This window comes from Capnocytophaga felis (assembly GCF_009684755.1).
Taxonomy (GTDB): domain Bacteria; phylum Bacteroidota; class Bacteroidia; order Flavobacteriales; family Flavobacteriaceae; genus Capnocytophaga; species Capnocytophaga felis.
This window is the reverse complement of sequence record NZ_BLBC01000004.1, coordinates 43,444-61,799: the sequence shown is the minus strand read 5'-3', so window position 1 is coordinate 61,799 and position 18,356 is coordinate 43,444. Positions and strand designations below refer to the sequence as shown.

General features: G+C 35.2%; 9 protein-coding genes. 2 read left to right on the top strand and 7 right to left on the bottom strand.

Annotation, left to right across the window (positions count from 1 at the left end; all coding sequences use genetic code 11):
- Nucleotides 1–2: 2 nt before the first annotated feature.
- Nucleotides 3–1,682: a SusD/RagB family nutrient-binding outer membrane lipoprotein gene (locus GN105_RS01185; protein ID WP_155283626.1), complete on the bottom strand. Its 1,680-nt coding sequence runs from the start codon at nt 1,680–1,682 to the stop codon at nt 3–5.
- 24 nt (nt 1,683–1,706) lie between these two features.
- Nucleotides 1,707–4,814 (bottom strand): SusC/RagA family TonB-linked outer membrane protein, encoded by a 3,108-nt coding sequence (locus GN105_RS01180; protein ID WP_155283625.1) that lies wholly within the window; start codon nt 4,812–4,814, stop codon nt 1,707–1,709.
- A gap of 666 nt (nt 4,815–5,480) precedes the next feature.
- Here GN105_RS01180 and GN105_RS01175 point away from each other — a divergent pair.
- Nucleotides 5,481–9,827 carry a translocation/assembly module TamB domain-containing protein gene (locus tag GN105_RS01175; protein ID WP_155283649.1) on the top strand — a complete coding sequence of 1,449 codons (4,347 nt, stop codon included), beginning with the start codon at nt 5,481–5,483 and terminating at the stop codon, nt 9,825–9,827.
- 62 nt (nt 9,828–9,889) lie between these two features.
- Here the strand turns inward: GN105_RS01175 and GN105_RS01170 are convergent, their stop codons facing one another.
- The 3 genes from GN105_RS01170 to GN105_RS01160 form a co-directional block, all read right to left on the bottom strand.
- The gene (locus tag GN105_RS01170; RefSeq protein WP_155283624.1) at nt 9,890–10,498 is read right to left on the bottom strand and encodes a superoxide dismutase; all 609 of its coding nucleotides are present in this window, start codon (nt 10,496–10,498) and stop codon (nt 9,890–9,892) included.
- A gap of 44 nt (nt 10,499–10,542) precedes the next feature.
- Nucleotides 10,543–12,822: a DUF5682 family protein gene (locus GN105_RS01165; protein ID WP_155283623.1), complete on the bottom strand. Its 2,280-nt coding sequence runs from the start codon at nt 12,820–12,822 to the stop codon at nt 10,543–10,545.
- 77 nt (nt 12,823–12,899) lie between these two features.
- Nucleotides 12,900–13,997 (bottom strand): ATP-binding protein, encoded by a 1,098-nt coding sequence (locus GN105_RS01160; RefSeq protein ID WP_155283622.1) that lies wholly within the window; start codon nt 13,995–13,997, stop codon nt 12,900–12,902.
- A gap of 176 nt (nt 13,998–14,173) precedes the next feature.
- Between GN105_RS01160 and GN105_RS01155 the strand changes: the two genes are divergently transcribed.
- Entirely contained in the window at nt 14,174–14,758 is a 585-nt protein-coding gene (locus GN105_RS01155; RefSeq protein WP_155283621.1) for an acyl carrier protein phosphodiesterase, read from the top strand.
- Nucleotides 14,759–14,816: 58 nt separating this feature from the next.
- On the opposite strand, the gene GN105_RS01150 is transcribed toward GN105_RS01155, so the two are convergent.
- Nucleotides 14,817–16,619 (bottom strand): HEAT repeat domain-containing protein, encoded by a 1,803-nt coding sequence (locus GN105_RS01150; RefSeq protein ID WP_155283620.1) that lies wholly within the window; start codon nt 16,617–16,619, stop codon nt 14,817–14,819.
- A gap of 16 nt (nt 16,620–16,635) precedes the next feature.
- The gene (locus GN105_RS01145; protein WP_155283648.1) at nt 16,636–18,078 is read right to left on the bottom strand and encodes an SWIM zinc finger family protein; all 1,443 of its coding nucleotides are present in this window, start codon (nt 18,076–18,078) and stop codon (nt 16,636–16,638) included.
- Nucleotides 18,079–18,356 lie beyond the last annotated feature (278 nt).

The window sequence follows — 18,356 nt, the reverse complement described above, 5'->3', positions numbered from 1 at the left end:
AATTATCGTTTAGATTTTTTGTCCCACCATACGTTTGTTGCTGCATTATCGCTTCCTCCTAAGAATGCTTTTGCTGCATTAACATTATCACTATTTAAGCGATACTCATTCAAAGGGAAAGGTAAACGACGCATACCTCCATCTGTTCCTGATGTATTGATGTCTTGTGTGCCTACATTTGAGTTGTTAGCAGGAATTTTAAAAATACGAGGATAGCCTGTTCTTCTCCATTCTGTCCAAGCTTCGTGACCATCAGGATAGATAGCCAAATATTTTTGAGTAATGATCTGTTCTAAATGTTCTTCTTGTGAATAATTAGCTCCCCACTCTTTAGTAATATTACTTATAGCGTCTATACTATAGGCACTATTTTTAGGGTCAACATAATTTGCAGGTTGTTTTTGAGCTTCTAAATAGTTTCCTATTTGTAAATCATTTTCTTCAAACGAAAGAGCTATACCTTGATTGTAATAATCTTGTGCATTACCCGGAATAATGTTAAATAGAGCCGCTTCTGCTAATAAAAATTTTACCTCAGAGGCTTTCATCCAATAAGTAGGAGTATTTTCTTCAATGTTCGGATTTGAGAAATCTTTATATAAAGGTTCTGAAAGTTTGGTAATTCCTGAGCGAACGGCATAATAATCCTCTTTCCCGTTGTAATTTCCTTTGGAAAAGTACTTCGCAATACGAGGGTCGTCATATCCTTTCAGATATGAGTAAATAGTTGCTCCCATTTTTACCTCTGCATAAGACTTCCATAATAACTGAACAGAGTTGAAATAATTGAAACGTCCGTTATTTTGCAACTTAGCTACATCTTCTTTGTTTGTTAATAGCCCGCCTGAATTATTAAATGCCTTAGTTGCATACTCAGTAGCCAATGAACTATCAACATATCGTACACGCATAGCCAATCGTAACATCAAAGAGTTTCCTAATTTAATCCACTTAGAAGTATCTCCTTGATAAACAGGATCGTATTCAGCCAAAATTTTAGTTCCACCAGAGGCTAAATATTCATTTAATGTAGCAACTGCCTCTTCTAATTCTTTAAAGAAAGAGCGATACACCTGTTCTTGTGAATCATACGGAACAGTCAATCTTCCGGCACCGATTTTAGAATATGGAACAGGACCAAACATATCGGTTGTTCTGTGATATCCCATTATTTTGATGATTTGGGCTACCGAGAATACACTTTGACTCGCCAAATCTTTTTTGTGGTATATTAAAGTTTTATCGGATGCAATTTCTACATCGTGCATTGCCGCTTTAATTTCCATAAAAGGGTTAATCACTCGTTCAACCATAGTACTGAATGCGTAATTTGACCAACCATCAATAACATAGTAGTTAGTGTAGTTTTTAGCATCATTCCAAGTACTATTACCTGGTGAAAAATATCCTGCCCAGTTATCTCCTGCTAAGTTGAACGCTATTTGGTATCTGTTTGGCAAATCAGTACTTTGTCCTGGACCACGTGTAGGTATTATATTTTGGATAAATCCTGGGAACAACCCCCCTGATGCTAAACCATCTAATGTTTTTTGGTGAGCATCAGGCAGTAATTGATTTGTATTTACCTCAGCGAAATCTTTTGTACAAGATGAGAGTAAAACCATTGACGATATAGACGATAATAAAATGGTTCTATATCTATTTATATTTTTTATCTTCATTTTATTCCTTAATTAATAATAGTTTTAGAACTGTAATTTAACGCTAAATCCATAAGTTTTCATACTTGGAATTTGGAAAAATTCAGTTGCTGCATACGTTCCTGTTCCACTTGTAAGTTGAGGATCAAAAGGAGCTTTGTTATATATCATCCAAAGGTTAGTTCCTGTAAGTGAGAACGTAAGTTTTCTAATTTTGTTATCAAGCCATTTACCATCTAAGGAATAGCTCAATGAAACTTCTTGCAACCGAACATTAGTAGCATCGTAGGTGTAGTATCCTAAGGAAGCTTCCTCTCCTCCAATACTTTCAAAATATTTTTGAGCAGGATATTTTTTTCCGTTTACAACAACCCCTCCATTATCTCTTGCTATGGCAGATGCCTCTGATACACCAAATGCATCAAGCATTGGTTGTGTTCCTGAGAGTACTATTCCACCAAAATTTCCGTTGAATAAGAAACTCAAATCAAAATTTTTGTATGCAAAGGCATTTCTCCAACCCATTGAAAAATCAGGAGTTGAACGCCCTACTTTTATCTCTTGAGTTTTATCAATTTGATATTTGCCTGATTTGTTTTCTATCAAGTCTCCGTTTTTATCTCTTAATAGCACTCCCGATACGGTAACGTCGGACATACTTCCACCCTCTTTAAGTAAAAATCCTCCTCTTCGTGTTTCTGTGAAATTCATCAACTCGCCCGTAAACGGATTTTTATAATCACGTACAAGCTCTATGATTTCGTTAACGTTTCTAGTATAAGTAAGTGAGGTATTCCAATTGAAATCTTTAATGATCTCTTTATCAAAGTTGATGCCTAACTCAACCCCTCTATTCTCAACATTACCAGCTTGCATAAAGAATTTGGTAAACCCTGAAGAATTAGATAATTCTTGTTCAAAGAATTGATTATAAGTATTTGATTTATAAAGTGTTAAATCGATTCCTAGCGCACCTCCAAATAATTTAGCGTTCATACCTGCCTCCCAAGAACGTGTTCTTTCAGCTTTAAACTCAGGATAAGGATATGTTGAATTTGACTGTAATCCAGCCGCAGTCAATTGATAAGTAATGGTACCTGGGGTAAGCCCTGTTCTACTAATTGGCGAACCTACTTCTGTGTAAGAAGCTCGAACTTTTAGATAGTTGATGATTTCAGGAAGTTTGACCATTTCTGAAACTACCCCAGAAAGTCCCACAGAAGGATAAAAAAACGAAGGTTCTTTTGAATTTACCAATTGAGAAGACCAGTCATTACGTCCTGTTAAAGACAAGTACCACATACCTTTATATCCTAACTCAGCACTAGCAAAAGCAGCCACGTTTTTGTTTCTGTCATAGGTTTGTCCTTGTCCTGATTTAGATGGGTCAAAGTTATTTGCCGAAAATAAGTTTGGTACATATAATAAGGCTCCACCGATTGATATACCGTGATTATACCTGTCATTATAGCTTGCCCCTAAGTTAGCCGACAAGTTAAAATCTTCACCAAAATTTCTGTTAGCACTCAAGATAACGTCAGCGTATTTTTGGTCATATTTTAAATTTGAATTTGAGTATCTACCTTTATCAGAGGTTGCCAACAAAATGGTTGTACTTGCATAAATTTTTTCTTCCAAGGTATTTTCTGAGTTATCTACACGTACACGTCCTGAAATATTTAACCAATCTAAAATATCATATTTTAAACTTGCAGAGAACATATAGCGTTTTCTGTTTGATAAGAACAACTCTCTGTTTACTATCCAATAAGGGTTTTCCGCATACAAGCTTCCTATTTTATCGTTTTCATCAGTGTATGGATTTTTATATTTTTCATAGATTCCCCTTGAAGGATTGTAGCGCTCATACACTTCAAAATCTCTATAATCTAAGCTTCTTGGCATTAGGTATAATGCAAATAGAGGATTGTAATAACCACCTCCATTGATCATATTACGATCACCTTGTTGGATATAGTTTGCACTAATATCTAAATGCAACTTGTCATTTAAAAAAGAAGAAGTGTTTCTTGCACCTATGTTATAACGATAGTAGGCATTGTTAGGTACAATCCCTTTCGCATCTGTTTGAGAAAAAGAAACAAAGGTTTGATTTTGCTTATTTCCAGTAGAAAGCGTAAGAGAATTATTAATATTTGTTCCTACGTTGAAGAATTTTAATGGGTCATAATCAGATGGAGCATCTAATTTTTTACCCCAACTTGAAGATGAACCTGGGTTACTTCCGTATGTTGTTTGAAACTTAGGAGCCACCCCTACGTTCATAAATTCAACACCACTTGACAGATTTACTTCTAATTTTCCATCTTTACCCTTTTTAGTGTTAATCAAGATAACACCATTGGCTGCTTCACTTCCATAAAGAGCTGCAGCAGATGGTCCTGTAAGAACGTTAATGCTTTCGATGTCCTCAGGGTTGATGTCTGAAATACCTTCACCGCCAGTTGGCTTAGAAAACTTACCTTCTCCTCCCTTTCTTGACTGAAAGTTGAACATCGGAACACCATCAATTACATAAAGTACTCCATTGTTACCATCAAGAGATTTAGAACCCCTCATAACAACTTTGGTAGCACCACCAACCCCTGAAGCACTTCTTTGGATGTTAACTCCGGCAACTTTACCATTAAGGCTGTTTACAAAGTTGGTCTCCTTTACTTTGGTAAGCTCTTCCGATTTTACCTGTTGTACATTGTAACTCAAGGCTTTTTCCTGACGTTTGATACCCAAGGCTGTAACCACAGTACCTTCTAACTCCATAACGTCTTCTTGAAGAACAACTTTTAAACCTGATTGTGATTTACTTACTTTGATTGTTTGTTCTTTGAATCCGATGTATGAGAACACCAAATCGGTTTTGTCCCCAGGAACATTAATCTCAAAATTACCGTCAAAGTCGGTAGCCACCCCAACACTTGTGCCTTTTACCAAAACACTAACCCCGGGTAGGGGAACTCCGGATGCATCGGTTACAGTACCACTAACTTTTTTTGTTTGCTGTTGAACAAGAATGTCTGTGGCCGGAGCCTCAATTTTTTCAGAGGCAGAGACTGTCCAAAATCCTTGTGTAAGCAACGCAAGCAAAATCCATCTCGTACCTGTACGTCCAGATTTTCTTAACAAATTTACCATATCTACATCTTTAAATTAATAATTTTATTCTCTAATACATTGAGCTTTTCTCAAAAGAAATGACTTTTAAAAGATTTATTTCTTGCTTTAGAAGTATTTTTCTTGTCTTTTTTGTCAAATCTTCAAAAAATGAGGACTACAAATGTATGACATATGGAAATAAAAAACAATTATTTTTTAAAATATTTTTTAGATATATTTATGTCTGTTTCTTTTTCAATAAGTTAAAGAAATTCTAACGTCAATAATAATTATTTATCTGGCTTTTTTAGTGGATTATGTTCTTTAGAATTATTCTAAATATCTGGTTTGCAATTTGTAAAATCTATTAAAAAGGTAAAACCTTGTCATTGAAGAAACTTTTATCGTTTTCCCAGAAATATGTTAATAAAGTTAAAAGTTTTATGATTGTTTAAAGATCAGATTGTAATTGTAATTCTACATCTATAGAAGCATCCGTTTTTTGATGTTGTATCACTTTAGTTGCAATTAAGAATTATTTCATAGCTTAATCAATAGATTTGCAAATACTTAAAAAAAAACTTGTACCTGTTGAAGAATAAATCTAAATTTGCGGTCTCTAACACATAATTGATAAAGGAAATTTTGATGCTCAGAATCAAAAGATTTGGTAAAATAGTATTTCGATTTATATGGATTACTCTCCTGATTTTGGGGGTAATTGCTCTGCTTTTGGCTTTGCCTGTAACTCAGACGTTTATAGCTAAAAAGGTAGTAAATTGGCTTAATAATGACTATGACGTAGATATACAAATAGAGAAAGTACATTTAAAAATCAACGGAAATGTAGCTATCAAGCAATTGTTAATCAATGATTTCAGAAAAGATACTTTGATTGCTGCAAAAGAATTAGAGACTTCCATTTTAAATTTCAGGCAACTCACTGAAGGGAATTTGTATTTTGGAAAACTTGAAGCTGATGGGTTGATTTTCAATATGAAAACCCATAAAGGAGATACGATTTCTAACTTGGATGTGTTTATTTCCAAATTTGATTCGGGCAAGCCAAGTACGGGAGGTTTCATAATGGAAGCTAAATCTGTTAACCTAACCAATAGTAATTGTTACATTTCCGACGAAAATAAAAAAGACCCTTCCATTATTAAACTGGAAAATCTGAATATCAATTTGAAGGATTTTAAGGTTCTTGATTCACAGGTGTTTTTTGATGTCCAAAAAGCCAATTTTGTATATGATAAAAATCTGTATGTTAAAAACATAGAAACAAACTTTGCCTTCACAGATTCGCTTATAAGTGTTGATAATTTACTTTTTGAAACAGATAAGTCATCACTTGAGGGATATGTAAAATTGTTTCCTACTGAAGATGGTTTTGATGATTTTGAAAATAAGGTTCTTTTTGATGCCAAGATTTCAAAAGCAAGTTTGGAAACCACAGATTTGAACACTTTTTACAACGGATTTGGAGTAGGAAAATCTTTGAATATCAAAAACTTATCAATACAAGGGGTTTTAAACGACTTGAAAGTATCTGAAGGCGAAATTACATATCAGAATACGGTTGTTGAAGGGAATTTTAATTTCAAAAATTTACTTGATGATAAGAAAAAAATTATTGTGAAAGGAAAAGACGTTTATTTGGAATCTATTTACAATGATTTGGCCACGTTAATGCCTACATTATTAGGGCAAAATATTCCTTCTGAAGTGCAACGTCTGGAAATGTTTTCGGTTCACGGTGACCTTTTATACACAACTTCGGCTTTGGAGGCAAATTTGGAGTTACGTTCCAACAAAGGAAATGCATCTCTTGACGGAATGCTCGACAATTTGGAAAATATTAACGATATGATATACAAGGGAACGGTAGCAACGCAAGGGCTTGATTTTGGAGCTTTACTTGCTGATCGTTCTTTTGGTAAATTAACCGCACATATGACTGTAAAAGGAAGCGGATTCGACTTGGCTTCTTTAAAAATGCAAGCATACGGAAAAGCAGAATCATTTCATTACAATGGGTATGATTACAAAAATATTTCAGTTGATGGAGAGTTCAAAAACAAGGTTTTTAACGGAAGAATTTCTGCCAATGACATAAATCTGAAGATGAATTTTAGTGGTCTGGCGGACTTTTCAAAAAATAATTCAAAATTTGATTTTCAAGCCAATATAGATGTAGCAGATTTGCACGCTCTCAAGTTTATGGAATCGGATTCAATTTCAAAGCTGAAGGGAAGCATTGTATTTGATATTCAGGGAAATAATCTGGATGATATTGTTGGTACAATAAGCTTTAAAAATGCACAATATACCAATTCTGCCGACGTATTTTCTTTTAATGATTTTGAGGTAACTTCCACAATTTCAAAGGAAGGGGTAAAGAAAATCACGATTAATTCACCTGATATTATTAGCGGAAAAGTAGAAGGAAAATTCAAAATGGCAGAAGCTAAAAAAATTCTGCAGAATGCCTTTGGAAGTATTTATACGCATTATAAACCTTATAAAATAACTGACAATCAATATATTGAATTTAATTTTAATATATACAATAAAATTGTTGAGGTTTTTGTGCCTAAAGTTAAAATTGGTAAGAACACAATTTTAAAAGGAAAAATAGTTGCCGACGAAGGAAGTTTTAAAATGCAATTAAAATCTCCTGACATTAATGCGTATGATTATCAAATAGATAATGTTGATTTGCGAATTGATAATAAAAATCCGCTTTATAATGCTTTCTTTGAGGTAGGAAAGGTGGATTTGGGAATGTACACCATAAATGATTTTAACTTAATTAATGCAACAATTAAGGATACGCTGTTTTTCCGAACGGAATTCAAAGGAGGAGAAACAGGAAAAGATGTTTATGAATTGAATTTCTATCATACACTTAATGAGAAGCAGGAATCCATAATTGGGTTGAAAAAATCCTTATTTAATTTTAAAGAAAACGCTTGGTTTATCAATCGAGATAACTCCGATAAGCAAAATAAAATTATTATCAATCGTACTGCCGATAGTATTAAGATTGATAATTTCAGAATGGCTCACCGTAATCAACATATCAATCTGAGTGGGATAGTAACCAAAAACAATTACAAAAATATTCATATTGTAGCCAACAATGTTTCTTTGGAAAAAATTACTCCCGAAATGAAAGGGTTGGATTTGAGAGGAATAATGAACGGACATTTATCTCTGATTCAAAAAGGTAAATTGTTTTATCCGTCATCTGATTTATTCATTCGGTATTTTCGCTTGAACGGATACGATTATGGTGATTTGGAAGCAAGCATTTTTGGGAATGATGATTTATCGTCTTTCGATGTTTCAGCTCATTTTGTCAATGGAAAAACGCGAGGTTTCCAAATGGGAGGAAAAATAAATTTGGACGGGAAAGAAGGAACTTTATTGGATTTGAAAGCCAAATTTCACGATTTTAACTTAGCACCTTTTAATCCGTTTGCAGAAGGAATTTTATTCGACTTAAGAGGTTGGCTTTCAGGAGGGATTGATATAAAAGGAAAAATTGAAAATCCGAAGATGGACGGAGAACTTTCAATCCGTAAAGGAGGAATGGGAATCACGTATTTGAATTTGAATGCTGATTTTCAGGATAATGCGAAGATAAAAATCAATAATCAAACTTTTGAGCTCGAAAATTGGACACTTACCGATACAGCTTTCAAAACTCAAGCTTTGTTTGATGGTTCCATACGCCACAGTAAATTATCCGATTGGTTTTTTGATTTAACGTTAAAGTCTCAAGGAAAGCGATTTTTGGTTTTAAACACAAAATATACGGATGATGCACTTTTCTACGGAACAGGATTCATACAAGGAGAAGCAACTATCAAAGGAGCTATAGATGAGCTTGTTATAGCGGTAAATGCTAAAACAGAGGAAGGCACTCAGTTTAAAATTCCGCTTCCTGATTCAGAAGGAGTTGGTGATGATTCTTTCATAACTTTTATTGAAAAGGGAAATAAAAACATCAAGGTAGAACGCACTTTGGAATCTGTGAAGGGATTGGAACTCAAGTTTAATATGGACGTAATGCCCAACGCTGAGGTTGAAATCATTATGGACAAGAAAACAGGTAGTAATCTCGTTGGTCGTGGGGAAGGAACGCTTCTTATTGAAATCAATACCAATGGAAAATTTAATATGTGGGGTGACTTTATCACATATTCAGGCTATTACAATTTTAAATTTGAAAATATTATAGATAAAAGGTTTACGGTTCTTCCCGGAGGTTCTATTTCTTGGAGTGGTGACCCGCTGAAGGCAACTTTGCGTGATTTGAAAGCAGCCTATACTTTGAATGCCAATCCGTCAGTATTGTTGGAATCGTCTCAGTATAACAGAAAAATTCCTACACAAGTGATAATCAAGCTTGAAGGAGAATTGATGCAACCCGAAACACTATTTGATATCACATTTCCGGATAGCAACCCAAGTTTGGTTTCCGAATTGAATTACAGAATGGCAGATGAAGACCGCAAACGATTACAAGCCTTCTCTTTATTGGCACAAGGTTCATTTATGAGTGAGCGAAATACGGATAATCGTTTGGTTGCACACAATTTGTTTGAAACTGCTGCGGGGCTTTTCAATCAACTGCTTTCAGATGAAGATAATAAATTAAATTTAGGTGTTTCATACGAAGCAGGAACGATAGATAGTGCCTCGGAAATAAACAATAGTGACCGGTTGGGATTCACTTTTTCTACACAGATTACAGAGTGGGCTTCGGTAAATGCTAAAGTGGGAATTCCTGTCGGTGGTGTAACAAGGACGGCTGTGGCAGGAAATGCGGAAGTTGTGCTCCGTTTGACGGAAACAGGAAATCTAACGGCGAAATTCTTCTTCAGAGAGAATGAATGGCAACAATATTTATTAGATAGGATTGGTTACACGCAAGGGGCGGGGATTACCTATTCGGTTGATTTTAGTACTTTCAAAGAGTTGATTCACAAAGTTTTTGGGAAAGGTGGTAAAATTATAGAAAAACCTTACAGAAAAGAATAGAAAAGCAAAAAGCTCAAAAATCTACGGATTTTTGAGCTTTTTTTGATGATGAATTATTCTGATTATTTGTATTTAGCGAATAATTCAGCTACTTTTTCCCAATTAATTACATTAAAAAATGCTTGAATATAATCAGGACGACGATTTTGATAATTTAGATAGTAAGCGTGTTCCCAAACGTCTAATCCGAGAATTGGTTTTCCTTCGCATCCTGTGTTAGGCATTAACGGATTATCTTGGTTTGCAGTAGAACAAATTTCTAACTTTCCGCCTTTATGAACACAAAGCCAAGCCCATCCGGAACCAAAACGAGTAGCCGCTGCTTTAGTAAACTCTTCCTTGAAGGTATCAAAACTTCCAAATTTTTTGTCAATGGCTTTAGCTAATTCGCCTGAGGGCTTTCCTCCTCCATTAGGAGACATCACTTCCCAAAACAAATTATGGTTATAAAAACCACCTCCGTTATTACGTACTGCACCATTGTTCATATCCAAATTTTCAAGAATTTCCTCAATGGTTTTTCCTTCCAAATTTGTTCCGGCAATGGCTGTATTTAAGTTAGTTGTGTAAGCATTATGATGTTTGGTGTGATGAATTTCCATTGTGCGAGCATCAACGTGAGGCTCTAAAGCATCATAAGCATAAGGTAATTTAGGTAATGTAAATGACATAGTCTTAATTTTTAAAGTTAGAGTACAAAAATAGGACAAAAAAATTAAAAATCAAAGTCGAAGTCGTTTAACTCATCTAATTTTGAGGTTTCGTCTTCTGTTAATTCAGTTTGCAGAGCCTCAGCAGTAGCTTCAGAACCAGTTCCCCATAGGTCGCCCAGAAGTTCTGCAATGCTGTTTTTCTGATTAGGTTCAAAGTCAGCAAAAGCTCTGCGTAAAAATACTACTGAGCGGAGAAACTCGTCATCATCTAATTGCTGAACATAAAGGTCAAGTTCTTTCCAGAGCGAAACTCTTGAGAGCAAAGCGTAACGATTTCTCCCCGAAAGCCCTTCGAACCAACTTGCCCCCAAATCGGCAGGAATTCCTGGGGAAAGCCTTCGAGAAACTTCTTTAGCACAATCTTCTTCTGAAGCTAAGTTATGTTCCAACAAAATGGAGAAAGCAACTCCTGAAAGCCGAGCATTCAAATCATCACGCCAAGCAAGATGTGAAAGTTCTTTTTGCCAAGTTTCAACATCTACTAAATCATACTGTTGTTGTGAAATGAATTCCATTGTGTTGATTGCTTGCAATACATTTGTTGAGGCTTTATCATCACAAGATGAAGCATCTACCAATAAAAGAGAAGCTCTTAAAAACAATTGTTGGAGGATGGGTTTCAGAGGTTCCAAATCAAATTGCCGAAGGTTGCCATATTGCACTAATACAGCCAATTCGTGTGCGGCATTGGCAATTTCCGTAAAGCTATTTGAATCAATAAGTAAACGCTGAAGCGTACTAAGAGCATTTTCAAATAAGCTTGTTAGGTGGCATTCACACGCTTGTCGGACAATGGTAGCTACAACTGAAATATCATCAGATTCGTTCAATAATTCTTTCAAGTGGAAAGCTGCTGCAATTTCAATGGTTTCTCCTTTTAAGTTGGCTTCCACGATTTGGATTTCTACTTCGGGAGACCATTGTAATATCCATTTTTCAGCCCAAGTAGCACTATCTTGTGATGTTCTTTGTTCTTGTGCAAAAAGAATTCCTAAAACTCTTAAACGATGCAAGAAAATGGAACGATTCAGGTCGATAAAGGCAGCCTCTTTGGTTTTTACCTTCAGATTTTCACGAAGGTCAAGAGTTAATTCCTGAGCTACCGCCGATTTGTACTGAGTAAGTTTCAGGCGTTTTAATTCCTGATTCATATTCTCTTGTACAGGTGTTTGACTGATGCCCTCCGGCAGACTTCCGATGGCTGTTCCTACATCAACTCTGTTGATAGCTTCTGCAACAGGAGATAATTCTCCGCCACCAAAACACGTGATTACAGCATCGTGTAAATCTTTCAGAACAGGCATTGTACCTCCACGCATTGCAGTTAAAGCATTTGCCAAGCGGATGGCTTCAATAACACTCGCCGATGAAGCATTGTCGCCTTTCTCTCGGAGTTCTTTTGCTACTTTTGAAAGATATACAGCCGATAAATTCTGCAAATTATTACTTTGCATTGTTTGCCACATCAACTCAAAGTAGTACGGAGCTTTATTGCCTGCTCCGTACCCTGTTCTGCTGCTCAAACGCAAATAGGAGTAGGGCATAAGAGTAAGTTGGGAAGTGGCTCGGGGTAGTTTTTTAAGCTCATCATCAGTCATAGCAGGCAAATCACTATGGATACCTGCCAAATGGTACGCCCCAACAATTATCACAATTTCTTCAGGTTTATATGAAGTTAGTGCTTTTTGAATTTCTCGTTTCATATAAGACTCCCGAATCAAATTGTAGGAGAAATCATAAGGAACGGATTCGTACTCTTTTTCTATGACAAGTTCCCGAATTTGTTCAGATTGATAACCTAACCCCTGATGAAAAATATCTTCATTTAAATTATGTTCAAAATTTCGTTCCCAGTAGCTTTCATAGTCTGTTTCTTCATATTGTTTGGCGAGTTGGTCATACAATCCATTGTGAAAAGAATAATAATTAGTGATTTTTTCATCATTCTCTTCCTGATTGCGTTCCTGTCGGAGTTTTAGCATAATTTCCGAAGGCAAGTCAATAAAACGCACATCAAGTTTTCTTTTTGTACCCCAGCAAATGGCTTGATATTCCGGAGAATAACTCGCAAAAGGATACAAAACAGTTTCAATGGGCAGTTCAGTGGTGTACCCAAGCATTGCAATGGGCGGTTTTACACCTTTTTCGGCAATATATGTGATAAGGTTTGTAGCATCGGACGGACCTTCAATCAAAATGCATTTTGGCTTGTGTTTTTCCAAAAACTTCAGAAGATGAAACGAAGCTCCGGGCGATAAATGGCGAACTCCAAAAGTATTCATATTGAATTACTTATTATGATTTACAATTGAAAATAATTATCTTTGAAAAAAAATAAAATTCTGAAAAGAGAGCAGTTTTACCCATTCATTTCTGAGCATTGGTTATAAAGTTCTCGCCACGATGCACCGCGTTTTTTCATTACGTTTTCAAGATATTCTTTCCATACGAGTTTGTCCTTGTCTTCATCTTTTACGATAGCCCCTTGCAAACCTGATGCTAAATCTTCATCTGTTACTGAGCCACTTCCAAAACTTCCTGCTAAAGCCATACTGTTGGTAATGAGTGATATGGCTTCTGCTGTGGAAATAACACCGCTCGGAGATTTTAATTTTTGTTTTTCGTCCAAAGTCATCCCTTTTCTCAATTCGCGGAAGATAGTAACGATTTTTTCAATAGCTTCGTTGGTTGGCAAACTGGCTTTTAGTTGATAGTTGTTGGAGATTTCCGCAACACGTTTGGTTACGATAGAAACTTCGGTTTCGAGCGTAGCCGGAGAAGGTAACACAATGATATTGAAACGTCTTTTTAAAGCAGAAGACATTTCGTTTACACCTCTGTCGCGTGTATTTGCCGTTGCAATGATAGAAAATCCGCGTTGGGCAGGAAGTTCTTTGCTAAGTTCAGGAATTGCGATTGTTTTTTCGGACATAATTGAAATCAGAGCATCTTGAACTTCTGAAGCACATCGTGAAATTTCTTCAAAGCGGGCTACGGAACCTGTTTCCATCGCTCTGTAAATAGGACTTTTGATAAGTGCTTCATTGGAAGGACCGTTTGCCAATAACATCGCGTAATTCCACGAATAACGGATGTGTTCTTCACTGGTTCCTGCTGTTCCTTGAATTACCTTGTTGGAGTCGCCACAAATAGCAGCAGTAAGGTTCTCAGAAAGCCAAGATTTGGCAGTTCCGGGCTCACCGATAAGCAAAAGAGAGCGGTCTGTAAGCAAAGTAGCGATAGCAATTTCGACTAAGCGATTGTGTCCTATGTACTTGGGAGTTATATCAACGCCATTTGCTTTTCCGCCAATTACAAATTTCAATACCGCTTTGGGCGAAAGTTGCCACCCGAAAGGTTTTTCTTCGTTTTTATCTTCTGCTTTGAGTGCTTCTAATTCGTGAGCGTATAGCAATTCGGCAGGAAGTCGTAATGTATTTTGTTTTTTATCTGACATATAAATATTATTTTTTAGTTTGTTGAATCAATTTCATCAGGAAGAGGAACTTGTTTTCCTGCAAATATAATACATAGGAGGAAAAACCGAAGCATAATGAAAAAATTATGAAAATCGTGTGTTCGTTTTGCAAAAATACATTTTTATTTAATTTTGCCCGTATAAACTTCGAGAAATTGAACTTTTTAGCACACATTTATTTATCAGGAAATAACGACCTATTAAAGATAGGAAATTTTATTGCCGATACTGTTCGTGGAAAGCAATATTTGCATTATCCGGAAATGATGCAAAAGGGAATTTTGCTCCATCGGAAAATAGACACTTTCACAGATGAACATCCCATTTTTAGACGAAGTAAAAAACGATTAATTACCGAGTTTGGGCATTATTCAGGAGTGATTGTTGATATTTTTTACGATTATTTTTTGGCTAAGAATTGGCAAACATATTCAAAAATGCCTTTAAATGAGTATGTTGAGAAATTTTATGCGTTGTTACAAGAACACAAACATTTGCTTAATGAACGTGCTAATTATTTGATTTATTATATGATAAAGGAAAATTGGTTGGAGAGTTATCAAACTGTGCAAGGAATCGAAAAAATATTTTATCAAATGGACAGACGCACTGATTTCCGCTCTAAAATGCAGTTTGCTCCGCAATTCTTACAAAACAATGAAACCGATTTTGAACAGGATTTCTTTCAATTCTTTTCAGATATTTCTAAGGAAATCAATGTTTTATTAATAGATAAGTAAAGAATCTTGAAAAAAGCCAAACTAAAATTTTGAAATTCTAATTTGGCTTTTTTATTATTTATTTTTGACTTTCAATTTCTTCTGCAATTTCGTTATACACTTCCATTTTTGTTTTCTCGTACAAATTCCTGAATTTCTCAGCGTATTCTCTCGGGAATTGCGTCCAGAAACCAATGTCTTTTATTCTGGAAAATGCGTAAACGTAAGTATTTTTTGGTGCTTTTTCAATGGAATCATAAATCATTTTGAATTTATCTTTGAAATTTTGTTCCATTATGACTTCATACAATGGGATTCGCACATCGTGGGGCACTTTTGGGAGTATAATTTCAATCAAATCACGCACTTTCTCTTTATCAGACTCCATTTTATTAACAATAAAAAGAGCTTGGAGATATGAATAATCCCATTTTTTGCTATTTTTAATATGATTTGAAAAAATTTCTATCCATCTCGGGTCTATTTTGTCGGTATAAATTTCCAACTCGTTGTAACTGAAATTTTTATTATTTGTTAAAAGCCCGTAGAGGTTACTCATTGAAATACTCTTTTCAAATTGCGGACTGAAAATATCAAAAATCTTTTCTTTCGGATAGAAATTCACAGCTTTGCTAAAGTAATTATACCACGCCGAATAATACCAATTTTTTGACGGAAGATTATCAACATTTCGTTCATAGAAATTAACTACACGATGTTTGTCAAATGTGTTAAGGGCTTCAGTGATTTTTGAGTGTATTGTATCGTCATAATGATGGAGTTTTGCTTTTTTGATGAATTCCGCATAGGTTTTATCGGTAAAAATTCGCTCAAAAAAGTCATAAACCTCAGGATAATCCTTATTTTTGAATAGTTCCATATCGGTACAGAACCTATCCATAGCATTATTAAGTGCTTTTTGGTCGGATTTGTCCATATTTAGTAATTCTTCAAAGTGAATTAGCACCAAATTGTAAGTTTGTTTGAAGAAAAACGGAATTTTTCCGATAGAAAGAGCTTCCGCCAGAAGAGCTTGATTGGTTTTGTTTTTATTATTGGCGTATAAATTGTATAATTTCTCTAAACTTGAATGCGTACCAATTTTTACCAATGCACGATAAGCCGCACCTCTGACAATTTTATTTTTATCACTGGTCAGATTTATTATAAATTCCTCATTTTTAACATCATTACTTAAGATATTAATGGCTTCGGCTTGCAGATTTGGTAACGTTTCCTGAAAAATCTTCTCGATTATTGTTGGAAGTTCACTGTATTCAAAACGGCTTAACAATCGCAAACGACGCACGTTTTCGGTTTTGTCTTCATATTTGAATCCTTCCGCCAAAAAAGGTACAATTGCCTTGCCTGCAAACGGAATAATTACCTTCTCGATGAAATCACATAAATCGGAATACTTGTCCGACAAGGCAATATCCAAATAAGGAAAGGTGCGTGAATCTTTGAAGATTTTGCGTTCAAAAGCATCTGTCAGAATCTCTAAACGACCTGAATTACTTGTGGTTAAAGCCTGAATTACAGGTTTCAGTTGTAAGTAAGAAAATTCGGTATTGACTTGCGAAAGCGGAACGTTCGGCACTTGTTCTTTTTGTGTAACCTCAGCTTCAACGGTCTGTCCTTGAGTGTATAACACTGAATATAAAAGGGTTGAAATTCCCATTAGTTTTTCTGCCGACTCTTGGCTGTCTGCTTGAATTAGTTCTTCAATATCTTTCGCTAATTTGGCAAAAACAGGAGCTTTTTCGCCTAACTTGTTGAGTGTCGGGATATGTTTTTGTAAACGAGGGTCTCCTTTGGCGAATTTGCTTCCTGCGATGAATAATCGATTGATTTCCTGTTGTAAATTATATAATATTTCCATTATTTCGTTTTTAGATTTAGTATAGCAATCGGATGATTTTATCATTTGTTATCAGTGACATTGGTTGTGCTGAAAGTAGCCCATTTTGCACATCATTATTCATCATAACCGTTAAGGCAAAGCCTTCCGTATTTGAAGGCAAAATGGCTTTCAGATTGGTTGCCGAAGATATTTTTTGGTCATCAATGTCCTTGAGAGTTAGTTTATTACCATTTTTATCCTCAACGACTAAATTTTCTCCATTCAAATAACATTTCTTTATGGAAATTAGCATCACAGGATGTTTATCCATTAGCGGATTTTTTATTGTGTTTTTTACCGATTTAATCATATCAACGTAGTTTTCAGCGGATAGTGATATGATAGTTTTAAGGTCTGCTTCTGTGATTTTTCTTTCCGTAACTCCTTCATTTTCCCAACGAATACGCGGATTTTGGTCGCCGGGATAGATGTATAAATCTTTGATTTGCAACACATCAAACTGGCTATTATCTTCTTTGATATATTTTGCAGCTCTGTACGGACGATAATTTTTTGTTTTGTATATTTTTCCTGTTTTTAGGTTCAGCCAGATGCCTTCATCAACGTATTCTCGCCTTGCTTCGTTGTCATAACTGTTGAATGAAAGTTGCACTAATTCTGCATTTTCCTCATATAGCCCATATTGCATTAATTCTACGAGTTTCCAAACATAGCCAATTTGCTCTTCTATGGCAGAATCCAATTCAGGGTTTTCGTCAGGATTTTCTTTTCGTTTACTAAGGTAATCCGTGGATTTTTTCAATAAAGCAGATAAATAATTAATTTGATTTACTACAGATGTATATTCTTCATTAGCAACCTCTTCCAATTCCAAAAGAAGATTATTGAAAGCCGATTGAATTCCGCCAATGTAGTAGTTTCCAAGTTCCTTTATTTGAGATTGTAAGGTGCGTCGGAATTTTGCATCAACTGAAGAAAGCCCCGTTTGAACGATGTCTTTCAGTATTTTTTGACCCAACTGAATTCCTGCAAGTTGCGTATCTGTTTTTTTAATGAAAGAATTTTTATTAATTTTTTTTGGTTTTTCAGCTTTTTCCTTGATGGATTCTTTTTCTTGAGCTTTCTTTTCCTGTTTTTTTTCTATTTTTTCTCGTTTTGAAAGAATATCTTCAGGAATATCGGCTGTGATGAAAGCTTTATCGTCTGATTCATAACAATAAAGCAACCCGATGGCGTGTTTGCAGGGAAATTGCCTGCTGGGGCAATTGCAACGAAATACGGGGTTGTTGGCATCAACATAGTCTGCCGAACAATAGTACGGATTTTTTCCGCTTCCGGCACATTCTCCCCAAATTAAGTTTTTTTCTGCCGAAATTTTCAAATTGGCAAATTTGTTCTTTTTTGCTAAATCGCGTCCTTTTTTAGCTGCTTCCGCATTAGGAGCGAGTTCTTCTATTTTTTTCTGTGTAATTTCCATAGAATGGGTATTATCGAATAAATATTGAAGTTGTTTTTTATCACGCCAAAGGTAGAAAAATAAATGAAAAAAGAAATTGCAACCTGCAACAAATTTTACCATTGCAAGTATATTTTTAGAATTAGAAAACGAGTTGTAAGGGCATAAAGGAAACAAAAATAGAGTTTCGGAAAGTATAAAATAGTTTTTTGAGAGGTATAAATATGGTTCAAAAGGATATTAAATACAGTTCAGAGAGGTATGAAATAGGTTTCTGAAGGGTATAAAATAGGTTTCTG